The organism is Variovorax sp. 10L421, assembly GCF_056395365.1.
In genome coordinates this window covers 134,401-150,782 of record NZ_JBFTJJ010000012.1, presented here as the reverse complement: position 1 = coordinate 150,782, position 16,382 = coordinate 134,401, and the positions used below count along the sequence as shown (strand labels likewise).

At 67.5% G+C, this 16,382-nt stretch carries 13 protein-coding genes; 6 read left to right on the top strand and 7 right to left on the bottom strand.

The annotated features are described in order from the left end of the window. The first annotated feature begins 37 nt into the window (after positions 1-37). From AC1DFC_RS17400 to AC1DFC_RS17390, 3 genes are all read left to right on the top strand, one after another. A complete protein-coding gene (locus AC1DFC_RS17400) occupies positions 38-1,525 on the top strand; it encodes a DHA2 family efflux MFS transporter permease subunit (protein ID WP_478179663.1) in 1,488 nt (495 codons plus the stop codon). 77 nt (positions 1,526-1,602) lie between these two features. Beyond that, positions 1,603-2,742 (top strand): ABC transporter substrate-binding protein, encoded by a 1,140-nt coding sequence (locus AC1DFC_RS17395; protein ID WP_478179662.1) that lies wholly within the window; start codon positions 1,603-1,605, stop codon positions 2,740-2,742. 50 nt (positions 2,743-2,792) lie between these two features. Beyond that, positions 2,793-3,560, top strand: a complete 768-nt coding sequence (locus AC1DFC_RS17390) for a class II glutamine amidotransferase (RefSeq protein ID WP_042674183.1) — start codon at positions 2,793-2,795, stop codon at positions 3,558-3,560. Here AC1DFC_RS17390 and gshB read toward each other — a convergent pair. Continuing rightward, positions 3,549-4,511, bottom strand: coding sequence for a glutathione synthase (gene gshB / locus AC1DFC_RS17385; protein WP_413315457.1), 963 nt, complete (start codon positions 4,509-4,511; stop codon positions 3,549-3,551). The two genes, AC1DFC_RS17390 and gshB, sit on opposite strands and share 12 nt — an antisense overlap. Positions 4,512-4,753: 242 nt before the next feature. Here gshB and AC1DFC_RS17380 point away from each other — a divergent pair, with 242 nt between their 5' ends. Together AC1DFC_RS17380 and AC1DFC_RS17375 are read left to right on the top strand one after the other, a co-directional pair. Continuing rightward, complete coding sequence (locus AC1DFC_RS17380) at positions 4,754-5,182, top strand: hypothetical protein (protein ID WP_007837651.1); 429 nt, start codon at positions 4,754-4,756, stop codon at positions 5,180-5,182. A 10-nt stretch (positions 5,183-5,192) separates the two neighbouring features. Then, positions 5,193-6,116 carry a polysaccharide deacetylase family protein gene (locus AC1DFC_RS17375; protein ID WP_413334145.1) on the top strand — a complete coding sequence of 308 codons (924 nt, stop codon included), beginning with the start codon at positions 5,193-5,195 and terminating at the stop codon, positions 6,114-6,116. 18 nt (positions 6,117-6,134) lie between these two features. Here the strand turns inward: AC1DFC_RS17375 and AC1DFC_RS17370 are convergent, their stop codons facing one another. The 6 genes from AC1DFC_RS17370 to leuS all read right to left on the bottom strand — a co-directional run bounded on the left by AC1DFC_RS17370 (position 6,135) and on the right by leuS (position 15,245). Next, positions 6,135-8,003, bottom strand: a complete 1,869-nt coding sequence (locus tag AC1DFC_RS17370) for a potassium transporter Kup (protein WP_007837644.1) — start codon at positions 8,001-8,003, stop codon at positions 6,135-6,137. 181 nt (positions 8,004-8,184) lie between these two features. Beyond that, entirely contained in the window at positions 8,185-9,504 is a 1,320-nt protein-coding gene (gene gshA / locus AC1DFC_RS17365; RefSeq protein ID WP_413315455.1) for a glutamate--cysteine ligase, read from the bottom strand. A 96-nt stretch (positions 9,505-9,600) separates the two neighbouring features. Then, positions 9,601-10,893: a glutamate-5-semialdehyde dehydrogenase gene (locus AC1DFC_RS17360; protein ID WP_007837640.1), complete on the bottom strand. Its 1,293-nt coding sequence runs from the start codon at positions 10,891-10,893 to the stop codon at positions 9,601-9,603. A gap of 79 nt (positions 10,894-10,972) precedes the next feature. Next, complete coding sequence (holA, locus tag AC1DFC_RS17355) at positions 10,973-12,046, bottom strand: DNA polymerase III subunit delta (protein WP_478179661.1); 1,074 nt, start codon at positions 12,044-12,046, stop codon at positions 10,973-10,975. A gap of 31 nt (positions 12,047-12,077) precedes the next feature. Beyond that, positions 12,078-12,599: an LPS-assembly lipoprotein LptE gene (locus AC1DFC_RS17350; protein WP_413315453.1), complete on the bottom strand. Its 522-nt coding sequence runs from the start codon at positions 12,597-12,599 to the stop codon at positions 12,078-12,080. Positions 12,600-12,614: 15 nt separating this feature from the next. Then, entirely contained in the window at positions 12,615-15,245 is a 2,631-nt protein-coding gene (leuS, locus tag AC1DFC_RS17345; protein ID WP_478179660.1) for a leucine--tRNA ligase, read from the bottom strand. A 105-nt stretch (positions 15,246-15,350) separates the two neighbouring features. Between leuS and AC1DFC_RS17340 the strand changes: the two genes are divergently transcribed. Further along, positions 15,351-16,325: a Bug family tripartite tricarboxylate transporter substrate binding protein gene (locus AC1DFC_RS17340; RefSeq protein WP_007837633.1), complete on the top strand. Its 975-nt coding sequence runs from the start codon at positions 15,351-15,353 to the stop codon at positions 16,323-16,325. Positions 16,326-16,382: the final 57 nt, after the last annotated feature.

Here is a 16,382-nt window from a genome sequence, read left to right as displayed (position 1 = left end):
CTTGTAGGACGACGGACCCGAGACATTCCGCCGCCCCATGACCTCCCCACAGACCTCCGAAGCAGCGACCACGCCGGCCCCGCCCTCCGTCGGCACGCTGCGCGAACGCTATGGCGAGCGTTACCGCTGGTACCTGCTGCTGTCGGTCATGGTGGGCACGATGGCGTCGATCATGTCCTCGACCATCGTCAACGTGGCGATCCCGGGCATGAGCCACCACTTCTCGCTCGGCCAGGAACGCGCGCAGTGGGTGAGCTCCGGCTTCATGGTGGCGATGACGGTGTCGATGCTCACCACGCCCTGGCTGCTGTCGCGCTACGGCTACCGGCGCACCTACGTGGGCACCATGCTGCTGCTGCTCGCAGGCGGTATCGTGGGCGGCGTGGCCAACGACTTCTCGCTGGTGCTGCTCGCGCGCGTGGCCGAGGGGCTGGCGGCGGGCGTGGTGCAGCCCATCCCGGCCATCATCATCCTGCGCGCCTTCGAGCCGCACGAGCAGGGACGCGCGAGCGGCATCTTCGGCATGGGCGTGGTGCTGGCGCCGGCGGTGGGGCCGAGCATCGGCGGGGTGCTGGTCGACCTGTTCGGCTGGCGCTCGATCTTCTTCATGGTGGTGCCGTTCTGCCTGGCCTCGCTGTGGCTGGCCTACAAGTTCGTGCCGACCACCGCGCCGGGCGGCGTGGCCGCGGCGCGCGGCGGCGGGCTCGACGCGCGCGGGCTGGCGCTGGGCACGGTCGGCACGCTGTGCCTGCTGAACGGGCTGGTCGCGCTGCGCGGCGATTCGCCCCTGCAGGCCGGCCTGCTGCTGGCGGGCGCGCTGGTGTCGTTCGCCGCCTTCGTGTGGTGGCAGCGGCGGCTCGCGGCCTCGGGCGGCACGCCGCTGATGAACCTCGCGCTGTTCCAGTACCGGCAATTCGCCATGGGCAGCGTGGTGGCCTTCATCTACGGCACGGCGCTGTTCGGTTCGACCTACCTGCTGCCGGTATACATGCAGGTGGGCCTGCATCTGTCGGCCTCGCACGTGGGCACCATCCTGCTGCCGGCGGGCATCGTGCTTGCGCTGACCATCGCCGGCGTCGGCCGGCTGGCCGACCAGCACCCGACCTGGGTACTGGTGACGATCGGCCTCGCGCTTCTGGCGGCATCGTTCGCGCTGATGATGGTGCTGCGGCTCGACAGCGCGCTGTGGCTGCTGGTGGCCTTCGCGATCATCGGGCGCATCGGGCTGGGCTTCATCCTGCCCTCGCTCAACCTGGGCTCGATGCGGCCGCTGGCCAAGCCGCTGATCCCGCAGGGCGCGAGCGCCATCAACTTCGTACGCATGCTGGGCGGCGCGGCGGGCGTGAGCCTGTGCGCCATCGTTCTCGAGTGGCGGCTGGCGGCGCATGGCGATTCGCTCGCCAACCCGATGAGCAGCCCGGCGCGGCTGGCCGCCTTCGATGAGGTGTTCGCGATGCTGGCAGGGCTTTGCGCGATTGCCATCTGCGCGGCCTGGCAGTTGCGCCACCCACCGCAACAAGGGTAAGCACTCAGTACTACCTAAGATCCCATCGTTTCTAATTGTTAACAGTTGTTAAACACAGTTAGAGTGGGTCTTACATCATGCAACGCAGAAGTTTTATCGCCTCGACGGCGGTTCTCGCCGGCGGCCTCGCGCGGCTCTCGTCTGTGCAAGCCGCCGAGGCGGGGGTGAGCGACAGTGAAATCGTGCTCGGCAGCTCGGCCGTGCTGAGCGGTCCGCTCGGCTCGCAGATCAAGGTCGTGCACAACGGTGCCGCGCTGGCGTTCGATTCGGTCAACGAACAGGGCGGCGTGGGCGGACGCAAGATCAAGATGGTGGCGCTGGACGACGAACTGAAGGCCGACAAGGCGGTGGAAAACTACGGCAAGCTGCTGAACGACCACCGCGTGTTCGCCTTCTTCGGTTGCGTGGGCTCGGGCACGACGGCCGCTGCGGCCAAGCTGCTGCAGCAGAGCGGCGCGCCCAGCGTGGGCGGCTACGGGGTGGGCGACAGCGCGCGCGAACGCGTGGCGGGCTCGGCCTACTTCGTGCGCGCCAGCAACGCACGCGAAGCACAGGCCCTGGTCGAGCACCTGGCCACCATCGGCGTGAACAAGATCGCCATCGCCCACCTCGACAACCCCGGCGGCGCCGAGGCGGTCAAGCTGATCGAGGCGGCCATGGCCCCCCGCAAGCTCGCGCCGACGGCCACGGTCATGGTCAAGGGCGACGGCTCGAACGCCGCCGCCGCCGGCAAGGCGCTGGCCGACAGCCAGTCCCAGGCCATCCTGATGTACCTGGCCGGCACCGTGGCGGGCGAGGTGATCAAGGCCACCTACGACGCCGGCAGCAAGCCGATGTTCTATGGCATGTCGATCGTGCCGGGCGAGGTCACGGCCAAGGTGGTGTCCCTGCAGGCGGGCGGCCTGGCGATCTCGCAGGTCATGCCCTATCCCTGGGGCGAGGTGGAAACCGTGACGCGCGACTATCGCCGGCTGGCCGAGCGGGCGCAGGTGCCGGTGGGCTACGGCAGCTTCGAGGGCTACCTGAACGCACTGGTGATGATCGAGGCGCTCAAGCGCACCGGCCGCGACCTGACGCGCGCGCGCCTGCATGCGACGCTGCGCGCGCTCAAGCTGCGCCTGGCCGGCATGGACATCGATTTCTCGACCGGCGGCACCACCGGCTCGCGCTTCATCGAGATGGTGCGCGTCACGCCCGAAGGCCGCTTCGTGCGCTGAAAGGGCGAGCGGATTCGCCAAGCGGCTGGCGCTCGCGCTTTAATGGCGCCATGTGCCAATTGCTTGGAATGAATTGCAACACGCCCACGGACGTGACCTTCAGCTTCACCGGCTTCGCTCAACGCGGCGGCCGCACCGATCATCACGCCGATGGCTGGGGCATCGCGTTCTTCGAGGACCGCGGGCTGCGCCACTTCGTCGATCACCAGCCGGCGTGCGAATCGCCGGTGGCGGAGCTGATCCGGCGCTACCCCATACAGAGCCGCAACGTCATCGCGCACATCCGCAAGGCGACGCAGGGCGAGGTCAACCTGCAGAACTGCCACCCGTTCGTGCGGGAGCTCTGGGGGCGCTACTGGGTGTTCGCCCACAACGGCGACCTGAAGGAATTCCGCCCGCGCCTGCACGGCAACTTCCATCCGGTGGGCAACACCGACAGCGAGCACGCCTTCTGCTGGATCATGCAGGAGCTGGCCAAGTCGCATGCGGGCGTGCCGAGCATCGATGAGCTGACGCTCACGCTGCGCGAACTGGCACCGCAGCTCGCGGCGCACGGCACCTTCAACTTCATGCTGTCCAACGGGCAGGCGCTGTGGGCGCATGCCTCGACCAACCTCTGGTACGTGGAGCGCCGCCATCCCTTCGTGACGGCGCAGTTGTCGGACGAAGACCTGGAGATCGACTTCGCACGGCACACCACGCCCAACGACCGCGTGGCCGTGGTCGTGACCGCACCGCTGACCACCAACGAGACATGGACGCAGTTCACGCCAGGCGAACTGCATGTGTTCGTGGACGGTCAGCGCTCAGTGCGCTGAAGCCCGGGCCAGGTGCGCCTCGAGCGCATCGACGAACATCGCCGGCACGTCGAAGCCCGTCTGCTCGGTGATTTCCTGGAAGCAGGTCGGGCTGGTCACGTTGATCTCGGTGACCGAGTCGCCGATCACGTCGAGCCCGATCAGCAGCAGACCGCGCGGCGCGAGCGTGCGTCCCACGGTCTCGGCGATCTCGCGATTGCGCGCCGTGAGCGGCTGCGCCACGCCCTTGCCGCCGGCCGCCAGATTGCCGCGCACCTCGGTGCCCTGCGGAATGCGCGCCAGCACGAAAGGCGCCGGCTCGCCCGCGATGATCAGGATGCGCTTGTCGCCCTGTACCACTTCCGGCACGAAGCGCTGCACCATGATCGTTTCGGCGCCGTCCTTGTTGAGCGTCTCGACGATGGAGCCGAGGTTCAGCGCGTCCTGCTTCACGCGGAAGATGCCCATGCCGCCCATGCCGTCGAGCGGCTTCAGGATGATGTCACCGTGCTCCGCGTGGAAGTCGCGCACGGCCTGCGCGCTGCGCGTGACCAACGTGGGCGTGACGAACTGCGGAAACTCCATGATCGCGAGCTTCTCGGGGTGGTCGCGCAGCGCGCGCGGCGAGTTCACCACCTGCGCACCCTCGCGCTCGGCCTGCTCCAGCAGGTGCGTGGCATAGATGTATTCGGCGTCGAAGGGCGGGTCCTTGCGCATCAGCACGGCGTCGAAATCCTTCAGCGCCTTGGCCTCGGTGATGTCGACGGCGTACCAGTCCCGGGCGTCGCCGGTCAGCGTGATCTGCTGCACCGTGGCCGTGACCACGCCGCCCGATTTCCACTGGATGTCCTGCGGCAGGCAGGCGGCGATGCGATAACCGCGGCGCTGCGCCTCGCGCATCATCGAGAAGGTCGTGTCCTTGTAGATCTTGAAGTGATCGAGCGGATCGGCGACGAAGAGGATGTTTTTCATCAGGCGTTCTTTCTTGCGGTGCCGGGGTACGGTGGCCAATGGCATGGGATATCGGGCGCGATGTTGCCGGAAGCGGCGATGTCCTTGCCGGCGGGGGCTTTTTCCCCTCTTGAACCCGCAGCATCGGACGATTGTGCCGGGAGCCCGCAATCGCAGGATTGTCAACAATCCCGGCCTCGTAACGTCAACCATTCGGCACGGGAATTGCATGAATCCGGCTCCGACAACTACCGGAGAACCTCGTGGAGACATCCGTTTCGCAGGGCAGCCCCGCTCCCGATCCCGCCGCCGTGGTCGACGAATTCCTTCGCCTGGTGATGATCCCGGACCCGCAGTCGGCCTCCCGCTTCACCGCGCCCGACATCCGCATCCGCTTCACCGGCAACCGCCCGATGAAGGCGCCCGGCGACACCTCGGCCTTCAACGCGAAGCGCTATGCATGGGTCAAGAAGAAGATCGAGCGCACCGAAACGGTGGCTGGCGGCACGCCCGAGGAAACGGTGGTCTACAGCCTCGGCACGCTCTACGGTGCATGGCCCGACGGCACGGCCTTCGAAGGCAATCGCTATGTCGACCGTTATGTGGTGCGCCACGGCCTGATCGTGCAGATGGACGTCTGGAACGACAGCGCCGAATGGCTGCTGGTGCGCGCCGGCCTCGCCGTGCTGTGAGGCCAGCGGCATGACGACGCGCTGGCCCGACCGGCTCCCCACGCACGATCGCTTCGACTACCGGCCCATCACGCGGCGGCCCGACTATGTCTGGCCGAACGGCGCGCGGCTGGCGGTGTACATCGGCTTCAACGTCGAGCACTTCGCCTTCGGCGACGGGCTGGGCGCATGCATCGGCCCGGCCTCGCCGCAGCCCGACGTGCTCAACCACGGCTGGCGCGAGTACGGCAACCGCGTCGGTGCGTGGCGCTGCCTCGAACTGTTCGACGCGCTCGCGCTGCCCACAGGCGCGCTCGTCAACACCGCGCTGTACGACCACTGCCCCGAGTTGGTCCAGGCGCTGGTGGCGCGCGGCGACGAACTGATCGGCCACGGCCACAGCAATGCCGAGCGTCAGGGCGTGCTCGACGAGGAGCACGAGCGCGCACTGCTGCTGCGCTGCCGCGAGCGCATGCTGCGCGAAAGCGGGCAGGCGCCCACCGGCTGGCTCTCGCCATGGATCTCCGAAAGCGTCCTCACGCCCGACCTGCTGGCCGAAACCGGCTACGGCTACACCCTCAACTGGTGCCACGACGACCAGCCGCTGCGCATGCGCACGCGCGGTGGCGGTTCGCTGTGGTCGGTGCCGTACCCGCAGGAACTCAACGACATCCCGATGATCGTCGGCCGCCTGATGGACGCGAAGGACTTCAGCGCCATGGTGATCGACAACTTCGAGGAAATGCTTGACCAGTCGCGCGCGCAGCCGCTGGTGATGGGCCTGGCGCTGCATCCGTACATCGTCGGGCAGCCGTACCGGCTGAGACACCTGCGCACCGCGCTCGCGCGCCTGGCGCAGGCGCGCGAGCGAGGCGATGTCTGGTTCACCACGCCGGGCGCGATCGCCTCGCATGTGGCGAGGCTCGAGAGGGATCGGCCCGGGGAGTTCGGCTGAGGCGCACCGCGCCAGGCCTCAGATCTCGATCTTCGACCCCAGCTCCACCACCGCGTTGTTCGGCAGCCCCAGGAACGCCGCCGCTCCGCTCGCGTTGTGGTGCATCTGCGCGAACAGCTTCTCGCGCCACGGCGCCATGCCGCTGCCGAGCGTGGGGATGACCACGTCGCGCGACAGGAAGTAGCTGGTCGTCATCTGTTCCAGCTGGCAGCCGCGCATGCGCGCGTTTTCGAGTGCGCGCGGCAGGTCGATGTCGTTCTTGAAGCCGTAGTGCACCATGATCTGCCAGCAGTGGTGGCCGAGCGCCTCGATCTCGATGCGCTTGTCCATCGGGATCCATGGCACCTCGTGGTTGCGCACGGTCACGAACATGTTCTGCTCGTGCAGCACCTTGTTGTGCTTCAGGTTGTGCAGCAGCGCGTTGGGCACGGTGCCCGGCTCGGCCGTGAGGAACACCGCCGTGCCGTCCACGCGTGCCGGCGGGCTCACGAACACCGAGCCGAGAAAGGACTTCAGGTCGATCGCATCGGCATGCTGCGCCTCGCCCATCAGGCGGCGGCCTTCCTTCCACGTGATCATCAGCGTGAAGACGAAGCCGCCGATCAGCAGCGGGAACCAGCCGCCTTCGAACAGCTTGAGCAGGTTCGACGCGAAGAACAGGAAGTCGACGACGAAGAAGACCGCGGTCGACGCGATGCACAGCGCCAGCGGCAGCTTCCACGCATAGCGGATCACGAAGAAGGTCAGCACCGTGGTGATCAGCATGTCGGTGGTCACGGCGATGCCGTAGGCCGCGGCCAGGCTGCTCGACGAGCGGAACATGACCACCGCCAGCACGATGGCCACGAACAGGCCCCAGTTGACCAGCGGGATATAGATCTGGCCCGCCGTACGCACGCTGGTGTGCTCGATGTTCAGGCGCGGCAGGTAGCCCAGCTGGATGACCTGGCGCGTGACGCTGAAGGCGCCCGTGATCAGGGCCTGCGACGCGATCACGGTGGCCGCGGTGGCCAGCAGCACCAGCGGGATGAGCGCCCATTCGGGCGCCATCATGAAGAACGGGTTCTTCACCGCCTCGGGGTTCTCCAGCAGCAGCGCGCCCTGGCCGAAGTAGTTGAGCGTGAGCGCCGGCATCACCACCGAGAACCATGCGATGCGGATCGGGCTCTTGCCGAAGTGCCCCAGGTCGGCGTACAGCGCCTCGGCGCCGGTCACGCACAGCACGGTGGCGCCCAGCAGGATGAAGCTGGTGCCGGGGTTGTCCCACATAAACTTCAGCGCGTAGAACGGATTCAGCGCCTTCAGGATCTCGGGGTGGTGCAGGATCTGGGACACGCCGAGCACGGCGATCGCCAGGAACCACACCAGCGTGATCGGCCCGAAGAACTTGCCGATGCCTGCCGTGCCGCGCTTCTGCACCACGAACAGGCAGAACAGCACGACCAGCGTGAGCGGAATGACGTAGTGCGTGAAGTGTGGCGACACCACCTCCAGGCCCTCGACCGCCGAGAGCACCGAGATGGCCGGGGTGATGACCCCGTCGCCATAGAAAAGCGAGGTGCCGAAGATGCCGACCACCAGCAGCACGTGGCGCAGCCTGGGCTTGTCGGCCACCGCGCGGGAGGCCAGCGCGAGCATGGCGACGAGGCCGCCTTCGCCTTCGTTGTCGGCGCGCAGCACGAGCACGACGTACTTGATGGAGACGATGACGGTGAGCGTCCAGAAGAACATCGAGAGGATGCCGTAGACGTTCCCGACGGTGAACGGCACATGGCCGTGGCCGAACACTTCCTTGACGGCATACAGCACGCTGGTGCCGATGTCGCCATAGACGACGCCGATGGCGCCGACGATCAGGCCGGCTGAGAGATTTTTGGGGGCTGACACGAGGTCGATGGGAAAAGGACAGGCTGCTGGAATCGACGCGTCAGACACGCCAGGGTGCGACACGGGGGGAACTTTAGTTCACCATTGTCACCCCTCCCGCCCTTTTGTTTCCGTTGCTGTGGGGCCGCTATTTTGCCGCTGCTTGCGACCGGCGCAAGCCGCCGCCAGCCACCCCGGGAAATCATTCGTAGATTTCGGCGTCCGGATCGGTCGCTTCCATTTCGTAGCTGGCGGCCACCATGGCCAGCCGGCCCACCACGCCGTACATGTAGAAGCGGTTCGGGGCACTGGCGCCGGGCTTGGCGCCGGGCTGAGGCAAGTGCGCACTTTCAGAGAAAGCCAGCGGCACGAAGCTCGCGCCCGGCAGCTTCAGGTTCTCGTCGGCGGCGCGCTCGGCATGCACGCGGTAGAAGCCGCCCACCACGTAGCGATCCATCATGTAGACCACCGGTTCGGCCACGCCGTTGTGCACGCGCTCGTTGGTCAGCACGCCTTCCTGCACGATCAGCTCGGTGGGGTCGCGCAGATCGCGGCTGGCGCCCGGCTTGGCGGCGGGAATGCCGGCCGCAGCGCGGGGCTTGCCGATCAGCGCCTCCACGTCCTTGGCGTCGCGCACCGTCACCACGCCCGGACTGCCGCTGCCGCTGTGGCCACCCTTGACGACCACAAACGGCTTCTCGTTGATGCCGTATTCCTTGTACTTTCGGCGCACCTTGGTCAGCACCGCGTCCACATGGCTGGTCAGCACGTCGATGCCGCGGCCCTCGGCCACGTCCACGCCTTCGGCGCGCGCATAGATCGGGTTGATGAGCCAGGGGTCGATGCCCAGCAGCTTGCCGAAGCGCTTGGACAGCTCCTCGTAGCTGTGCAGGTGGTTGCTCTTGCGGCGCACCGACCAGCCTGCATGCAGCGGCGGCAGCAGATACTGCTCGTGCAAGTCTTCGAGGATGCCGGGCGTTCCTGCAGAAAGCTCGTTGTTGAGGAGAATTGTGCAGGGATCGAAGTTCTTCAGCCCCAGGCGGCGCTTGCTGCGCACCACCGGCTCGAGCGTCACGGTGTCGCCGTTGGGCAACTCGATCTTCTTGGAAGTCTTGATGGCGGGGTCGATGGACCCGATGCGCACATTGAGCCCCGCCATATGGAAGATGCGCACCAGTTGCGCAACGTTGGCGAGATAAAAGGTGTTCTTGGAGTGATTTTCCGGAATGACGAGCAGGTTGCGCGCTTCCGGACAGATCTTCTCGATGGCCGCCTGCGCGGCCTGCACCGCCAGCGGCAGCATTTCCTTGGTGAGGTTGTTCCAGCCGCCCGGGAACAGGTTGGTGTCGACCGGGGCCAGCTTGAAGCCGGCGTTGCGGATGTCGACGGCGCTGTAGAACGGCGGCGTGTGCTCCATCCACTCGAGCCGGAACCAGCGCTCGATGGCAGGCATCGAGTCGAGCACCCGCTGCTCCAGTTCGTTGATCGGGCCGGTCAGGGCGGTGACGAGATGCGGAACCATGCGGGCGGCCTTGTTGGTTTTGTGCTTAAAGGTAGAGCGGAATTGTAGGAATTGGGGGTGCCCATCCCGAAGACAAGACCACGACAGCGGCGCGCATCAGGTCCGCACTTCGCCTTGGCCCAGCACCACGTACTTGAGCGAGGTCAGCCCTTCGATCCCCACCGGTCCGCGCGCATGGAACTTGTCGGTGCTGATGCCGATTTCGGCGCCCAGACCGAACTCGAAACCGTCCGCGAAGCGTGTGCTCGCATTGACCATCACGCTGGCCGAATCAACCTCGCGCAGGAAGCGCTGCGCATGCACGTGGTCGCGCGTGACGATGGCGTCGGTGTGGTGGCTCGAATAGCGGTTGATGTGCGCAATGGCCTCGTCCACGCCAGCCACCACCTTGATGCTGATGACGGCGGCCAGGTATTCCTCGGACCAGTCGGATTCGACCGCATCGACCACCCTGGCTTTCGGATCGATCGCACCGTCGGCGCGCAGGATGGCGGCGGCGGCCGGGTCGCAGCGCATTTCCACACCCTTGGCCGCGAAGATGGCGGCGATCTCGGGCAGGAAGTCGTCGGCCACCGAGGCCGACACCAGCAGGCCTTCGGCGGCATTGCAGGGGCTGTACTTCTGGGTCTTGGCGTTGTCGACGATACGCAGCGCCATGTCGAACTCGGCCGTATCGTCCACGTAGACGTGGCAGTTGCCGTCCAGGTGCTTGATGACCGGCACCTTGGCGTCGCGGCTGATGCGCTCGATCAGGCCCTTGCCGCCGCGCGGAATGATCACGTCGACGAACTCGGGCATGGCGATCAGCTGGCCGACGGCTTCGCGGTCGGTGGTCTGTACCAGCTGCACCGCATCGACCGGCAGGCCGGCTTCGGCCAGCGCCTCGGACACCAGGAGCGCCAGCGCCTTGTTCGACTCGATGGCTTCCGAGCCGCCGCGCAGGATGGCTGCGTTGCCGCTCTTGATGGCCAGGCTCGCGGCCTCGATGGTCACGTTGGGGCGGCTCTCGTAGATCATGCCGAAGACGCCGATCGGCACGCGCATCTGGCCCACGCGGATGCCGCTGGGCTGCTGCTTCATGCCGATGATCTCGCCGATCACGTCGGCCATGCCGGCGAGTTGCTCGCAGCCGAGCGCCACGGTCTCGATGACCTTGGGCGTGAGCTTGAGGCGGTCCACCATCGGCGCCGAGAGGCCGGCGGCCGTGGCGCGCTCGAGGTCCTTCTGGTTGGCTACGGCCAGCACCGGGCCGGCTTCGCGCAGGCGCCGGGCCAGCGCCTTCAATGCCTTGTTTTTGGTGGCTGCATCCGCACGGGCCATGAGGAATGCAGCGGCTTTGGCTTGCAGACCCAGGGTCTGCATGTGCTCGCTGACGTTGAACGCATTCATGTGTTCATTTTCCCACGCCGACCTGTGACCCGGCTTACACGGGCCTTTTGATGGCTGGAGCCATCGTGCGCGGGCCGAGTCAGGCGCGTCGCGGAGCGGTCGCCGCGCTGCTGCACGCGCGGCACAGCATCAGCGCCAGCCGCTGCAGGGCCTGCCAGCCGCTGGCGGGCCAGTCGGGCTGCTTCAGGCCCTTCACGATGCCGTCCACCACGTGCGCCGCGCGCAGCAGCCGGGCCAGCATGCGGTCGTCCAGGCGCGGCAGCACGCGCTCGAAGGCGCGCTCGCGCGGGCCCCAGATGCGGTTCTCGCGCAGCGCCATCGGCAGCGGGCGCCCCGAGGCCATGGCGTCCTTCACGCGCTTGAGCGCACGGATGTCCTCCGCGATCGTGTAGTGCACCAGCACCTCGGCCTCGCCCTCGGCCTGCAGGCCGTCGAGCATGCGCGCCACGCGCTGCGGATTGCCGGCCAGCACGGCTTCGGACAGCTTGAACACGTCGTAGCGCGCCACGTTGTTGACCGCAGCCTCGACCTGCTCCCAGCTCAGCTCGCCGGCCGGGTGCAGCAGCGCGAGCTTCTGGATTTCCTGGTGCGCGGCGAGCAGGTTGCCCTCCACGCGATCGGCGAAGAACTGCAGCGTGCGCTGGCCTTCGTCGCCGGGCATCACGCGCTGGCCCTGCTGGCCCAGGCGCTGCGCGATCCATTGCGGCAGCGCGTTGCGCTCGATCGGGTCGACCTGGATGCTCGCACCGTTGTTCTCCAGCGCCGAGAACCAGGCGCCGGTGCGCGTGGCCTTGTCCAGCCGCGGCAGCATCACGAGCGTGAGCGTGCTGTCGTTGCCCGGCGCAGCCTCGGCCAGCTGCTGAAGCGCCGCGCTGCCGTCCTTGCCGGGCTTGCCCGAGGGAATGCGGATCTCGACGATCTGCTTGTCGGCGAACAGCGAGAGCGAGCCCCCGGCCGCAAGCACTGCGCTCCAGTCGAAGTGCGCGCCGGCCACGGTGTACGAGCTGCGCTCGGTGTAGCCCTGCGCACGCGCGGCGGTGCGGATGGCGTCGGCCGCCTCCTGCGCGAGCAACGGCTCGTCGCCGTGGATCGTGTAGAGCGGCTTCAGGCCCTTCTGCAGGTGGGCCCCGAGCTGGGCGCTGGCGAGTTGCATGGCAATCGAATGGAGGCCGGAGCGCGCGGCCTCAGAGTTCCTTGACGGCTGCCAGGCGGCGCATCAGCTGCTGCGCGATATCCGCCTGCATGTCGCGGAACAGCAGATCGGCCTCGCCTTCCTTGGCCAGCGCATTGGTTTCGTTGAAGCTCAGGTCGCGCGTCTGCGAAACCTCGGAGGCCGGCAGCAGGTCCTTGCCGCCCGGCGTGCGCAGGCGGAAGCGCACGCGCAACTGCAGCTGCAGCTCGCGCACGAGGCCGGCCGAATTGGTCGAGATCACGAAGCGGTTGCGGTCCTCGCCGAGGATCTCGAGCACCACGTCGGCGGTGGAGGACTGGTCGGCCGGCACCAACGTCACCGAGCCGGTGGCCCGCAGCTCGCGCCGGATCTGATTGATCATGGCCGAGTTGCCCGACACCGACAGCGTCTTGAAGGCGAAGACCGGCGCCTTGCGCAGCTCGAAGCCGCAGCCCGCCAGGCCGAGCGAAGCGCCCGCCACCGTCAGCCCGAGAAGAAAGCCGCGGCGCGGCAGCGAGGCATTGCGAGTGTTCATGCTTGCTTGAGTCGTTCAGAGAACCACGTTGACCAGGCGGCCGGGAACCACGATCACGCGCTTGGGCGGAGCGCCTTCGGCGAAGTTGACGAAGTCGTCGCAGGCGAGTGCGAGCTTCTCGATCTCGTCCTTCGAAGCGCCGGCCGGCACGCTGAGCTTGCCGCGCAGCTTGCCGTTGACCTGCAGCATCAGTTCGATCTCGTCCTGCACCAGCGCGCCGACATCGACCGTGGGCCAGGCCGCGTCGAGCAGGCCGCCCAGGTCCTTGTCGTAGCCGAGTTCGTTCCAGAGCTGCTGGGCGATGTGCGGCGTGGCCGGGTAGAGGCAGCGCAGCAGGATGCCGAAGCCTTCGCGCAGCGCGGCCGCGTCGCCGGTGCTGCCGTCGGGCTTGAAGCCCTCCAGCGCGTTGAGCAGCTTCATCGCGCCCGACACCACGGTGTTGTATTGCATGCGCTGGTAGTCGTAGTCGACCTGGCGCAGCACGGTGTGCACCTCGCGGCGCAGCGCCTGGGCGGACTTGCCGAAGCTCTGGCCCTCGATCGCGACCGGCGCCACGTCCGCCTGCGCCACGCCGAAGTTCCACACGCGGCGCAGGAAACGGTAGCTGCCTTCGACGGCCGCGTCGTTCCACTCGAGCGTGGCCTCGGGCGGCGCGGTGAACATGGTGTACAGGCGCGCGGTGTCGGCGCCGTACTTCTCGATCAGGTCCTGCGGGTCGACGCCGTTGCGCTCGCTCTTGCCCATCTTGCCGACGCCGCCGTACTCGACCTTCGTGCCGTCGGCCAGCGTGCCGCCGGTGATGCGGCCCTGCGCGTCGAGCACCGCCGTGACTTCGAGGGGCGGGAAGTAGTCCTTGCCGCCCTTCTCGTTGCGCTTGTAGAAGATGTGGTTGAGCACCATGCCCTGCGTGAGCAGCTTGCTGAAGGGCTCGTCGGCCTTCACTAGGCCGAGGTCGCGCATCACCTTGGTCCAGAAGCGCGCGTACAGCAGGTGAAGAATCGCGTGCTCGATGCCGCCGATGTACTGGTCCATCGGCATCCAGTAGTCGGCGCCGCCGGCCACCATGGCGTCGTCGTTCTTCGGGTCGCAGTAGCGCATGAAGTACCACGAGCTGTCCACGAAGGTGTCCATCGTGTCGGTCTCGCGCCGCGCGGCCTTGCCGCACACGGGGCAGGTCACACCGGCGTGGAAGCCCTCGTGCTTGTTCAGCGGGTTGCCCGAGCCGTCGGGCACGCAGTCGGTCGGCAGCACCACGGGCAGGTCCTTCTCGGGGACCGGCACCGCGCCGTGCTCTTCGCAATGGATGATCGGGATCGGCGTGCCCCAGTAGCGCTGGCGGCTCACGCCCCAGTCGCGCAGGCGCCATGTGGTCTGCAGCTCGCCCAGGTCCTTCTGGCCCAGCGCATGCGCCACGGCGGCCACGGCCTCCTTGTAGGTCATGCCGCTGAAGTTGTCGGAGTTGATGGTCACGCCGCGCTGCTTGTCGCCGTACCAGTCCTGCCACTTGTGATAGTCGAAGTGCGGCTCGTCGTCGACCAGCACGACCTGGATGATCTCGATGCCGTACTTGTTGGCGAAGGCGAAGTCGCGCTCGTCATGCGCGGGCACGCCCATCACGGCGCCGTCGCCATAGCCCATGAGCACGTAGTTGCCGACCCACACCGGCACCTGCTCCTCGGTGATCGGATGCATCACCGTGAGGCCGGTGGGCACGCCCTTCTTCTCCTGCGTGGCGAGTTCGGCCTCGGTGGTGCCGCCGGCCTTGCACTCCTCGATGAAGGCCGCGACCTTCGGATCGAGCGTGGCGGCGTGTGCGGCCAGCGGATGCTCGGGCGCGACGGCGCAGAAGGTCACGCCCATGATGGTGTCGGCACGCGTGGTGAACACGTACATGCGGCCGTCCTGGATGAGCTTGCCGTCGGCGCCATGGATGTCATGCGTGAAGGCGAAGCGCAGGCCCTCGCTCTTGCCGATCCAGTTCTCCTGCATCAGCTTGACGCGCTCGGGCCAGCCCGGCAGCTTGTGCTGGGTGTGTTCGAGCAGCTCTTCGGCGTAGTCGCTGATCTTCAGGTAGTAGCCAGGGATCTCGCGGCGCTCGACCGTGGCGCCGGTGCGCCAGCCCTTGCCGTCGATCACCTGCTCGTTGGCCAGCACGGTCTGGTCGACCGGGTCCCAGTTGACGACCTGGGTCTTGCGGTAGGCGATGCCCTTCTCGAGCATCTTCAGGAACAGCCACTGGTTCCACTTGTAGTAGCTCGGATCGCAGGTGGCGATCTCGCGGCTCCAGTCGATCGCCAGGCCCATGGCCTGGAGCTGACCGCGCATGTAGTCGATGTTCTCGTAGGTCCACTTGGCCGGCGGCACCCCGTTCTTCAGCGCCGCGTTCTCGGCCGGCAGGCCGAAGGCGTCCCAGCCCATGGGCATCAGCACGTTGTAGCCGCTCATGCGCAGGTAGCGCGTGAGCATGTCGTTGATGGTGTAGTTGCGCACGTGGCCCATGTGCAGCTTGCCGCTGGGGTACGGCAGCATCGAGCAGGCGTAGTACTTCTTGCGGCTCGCGTCCTCGGTGACGCGGTAGGCATCGGCGGCGCTCCATTGCGCCTGGGCAGCGGACTCGACGTCGCTGGGTTTGTAGCTGGGATTCATGACGGGTTCGGCAAGACCCGGCGCGGGGTGGCCGGGGAGGACGGATTATCGCGCCGGACTAGACTCGCTCCCCAGCTTGCCGCCTCATGCGGACGGAAAGACACAATGAAATTGCTCTGGAAACATCTCGCCCTGTCCTTCGCGGCCGCCGCCGGCCTTGCCGCCACGCCGCTGTGGGCCCAGCAGAACGACAAGCCCCTGCGCCTCGTCGTGCCCTTCGCCACCGGCGGCGCCCAGGATGTCATCGCCCGCTACCTGGGCGCCAAGCTCACCGACAGGCTTGGCCAGAGCGTCATCGTCGACAACAAGGCCGGCGCCGGCGGCATCGTGGCCGCCGACGCGGTGGCCAAGGCGGCGGACGGGGCCACGGTGCTGCTGGCAACGGGCGGCGCCATCACCATCGCACCCCACCTGCAGGCCAAGCTCCCCTACGACCCGGTGCACGAACTGGTGCCGGTGGCCCTCGTGGCGGACACGCCGATGACGCTGTCCGTGCGCACCGAAAGCCCCTACAAGACCGTGGCCGACGTGCTGCGCGACGCCAAGGCCAGGCCAGGCCAGGTTACCTACGCCTCGACCGGCAACGGCACCGTGTCACACCTGACCGGGGCGCTGCTGGCGCAGGCGAGCGGCGTGAACCTGCTGCACGTGCCCTACCGGGGCGCCGCGCCCGCCATGACGGACCTGCTGGGCGGGCAGGTGGCGGCCATCGTGACCAGCGTGGCCTCGATCGAGCCGATGGTCGCCAGCGGCAAGGCGCGCGTGCTCGGCACCTTCTCCCATGCGGCGCTGCCCGGCATGGGCACGGCCCCGACCATCGGCGAGGCCACGGGCCTGCCGGGCATGGAAGTGCCGGTCTGGGTCGGCGTGATGGCGCCGGCGCGCATGCCGGCGGCGAGCGTCGAGAAGCTGTCCGCGGCGCTGGTCGAGGTGTGCAACCTGCCGGAGACGAAGCAGCGCTTCGCCCAGCTGGGCGCGGTCAATACCTGCGGCGGCCCGGCCGCGCTGGGCAAGGTGGTGGCGGAAGACAGCCAGCGCTGGGCGAAAGTGATCAAGCAAGGCGGAATCAAGGTTGACTAGCTTGGCTCTCCCCCAGGCTTCGCGCACTTCGTGTCGCTTCGCCAACCCCCCCGCCGG

Excerpts from the sequence above, each read along its gene's own strand:
- AC1DFC_RS17390 (WP_042674183.1), top strand. The coding sequence starts at position 2,793 with ATGTGCCAATTGCTTGGAATGAATTGCAACACGCCCACGGACGTGACC.
- AC1DFC_RS17400 (WP_478179663.1), top strand. The coding sequence starts at position 38 with ATGACCTCCCCACAGACCTCCGAAGCAGCGACCACGCCGGCCCCGCCC.
- AC1DFC_RS17395 (WP_478179662.1), top strand. The coding sequence starts at position 1,603 with ATGCAACGCAGAAGTTTTATCGCCTCGACGGCGGTTCTCGCCGGCGGC.
- leuS (WP_478179660.1), bottom strand. The coding sequence starts at position 15,245 with ATGAATCCCAGCTACAAACCCAGCGACGTCGAGTCCGCTGCCCAGGCG.
- AC1DFC_RS17375 (WP_413334145.1), top strand. The coding sequence starts at position 5,193 with ATGACGACGCGCTGGCCCGACCGGCTCCCCACGCACGATCGCTTCGAC.
- AC1DFC_RS17340 (WP_007837633.1), top strand. The coding sequence starts at position 15,351 with ATGAAATTGCTCTGGAAACATCTCGCCCTGTCCTTCGCGGCCGCCGCC.
- gshA (WP_413315455.1), bottom strand. The coding sequence starts at position 9,504 with ATGGTTCCGCATCTCGTCACCGCCCTGACCGGCCCGATCAACGAACTG.
- holA (WP_478179661.1), bottom strand. The coding sequence starts at position 12,046 with ATGCAACTCGCCAGCGCCCAGCTCGGGGCCCACCTGCAGAAGGGCCTG.
- AC1DFC_RS17360 (WP_007837640.1), bottom strand. The coding sequence starts at position 10,893 with ATGAATGCGTTCAACGTCAGCGAGCACATGCAGACCCTGGGTCTGCAA.
- gshB (WP_413315457.1), bottom strand. The coding sequence starts at position 4,511 with ATGAAAAACATCCTCTTCGTCGCCGATCCGCTCGATCACTTCAAGATC.
- AC1DFC_RS17350 (WP_413315453.1), bottom strand. The coding sequence starts at position 12,599 with ATGAACACTCGCAATGCCTCGCTGCCGCGCCGCGGCTTTCTTCTCGGG.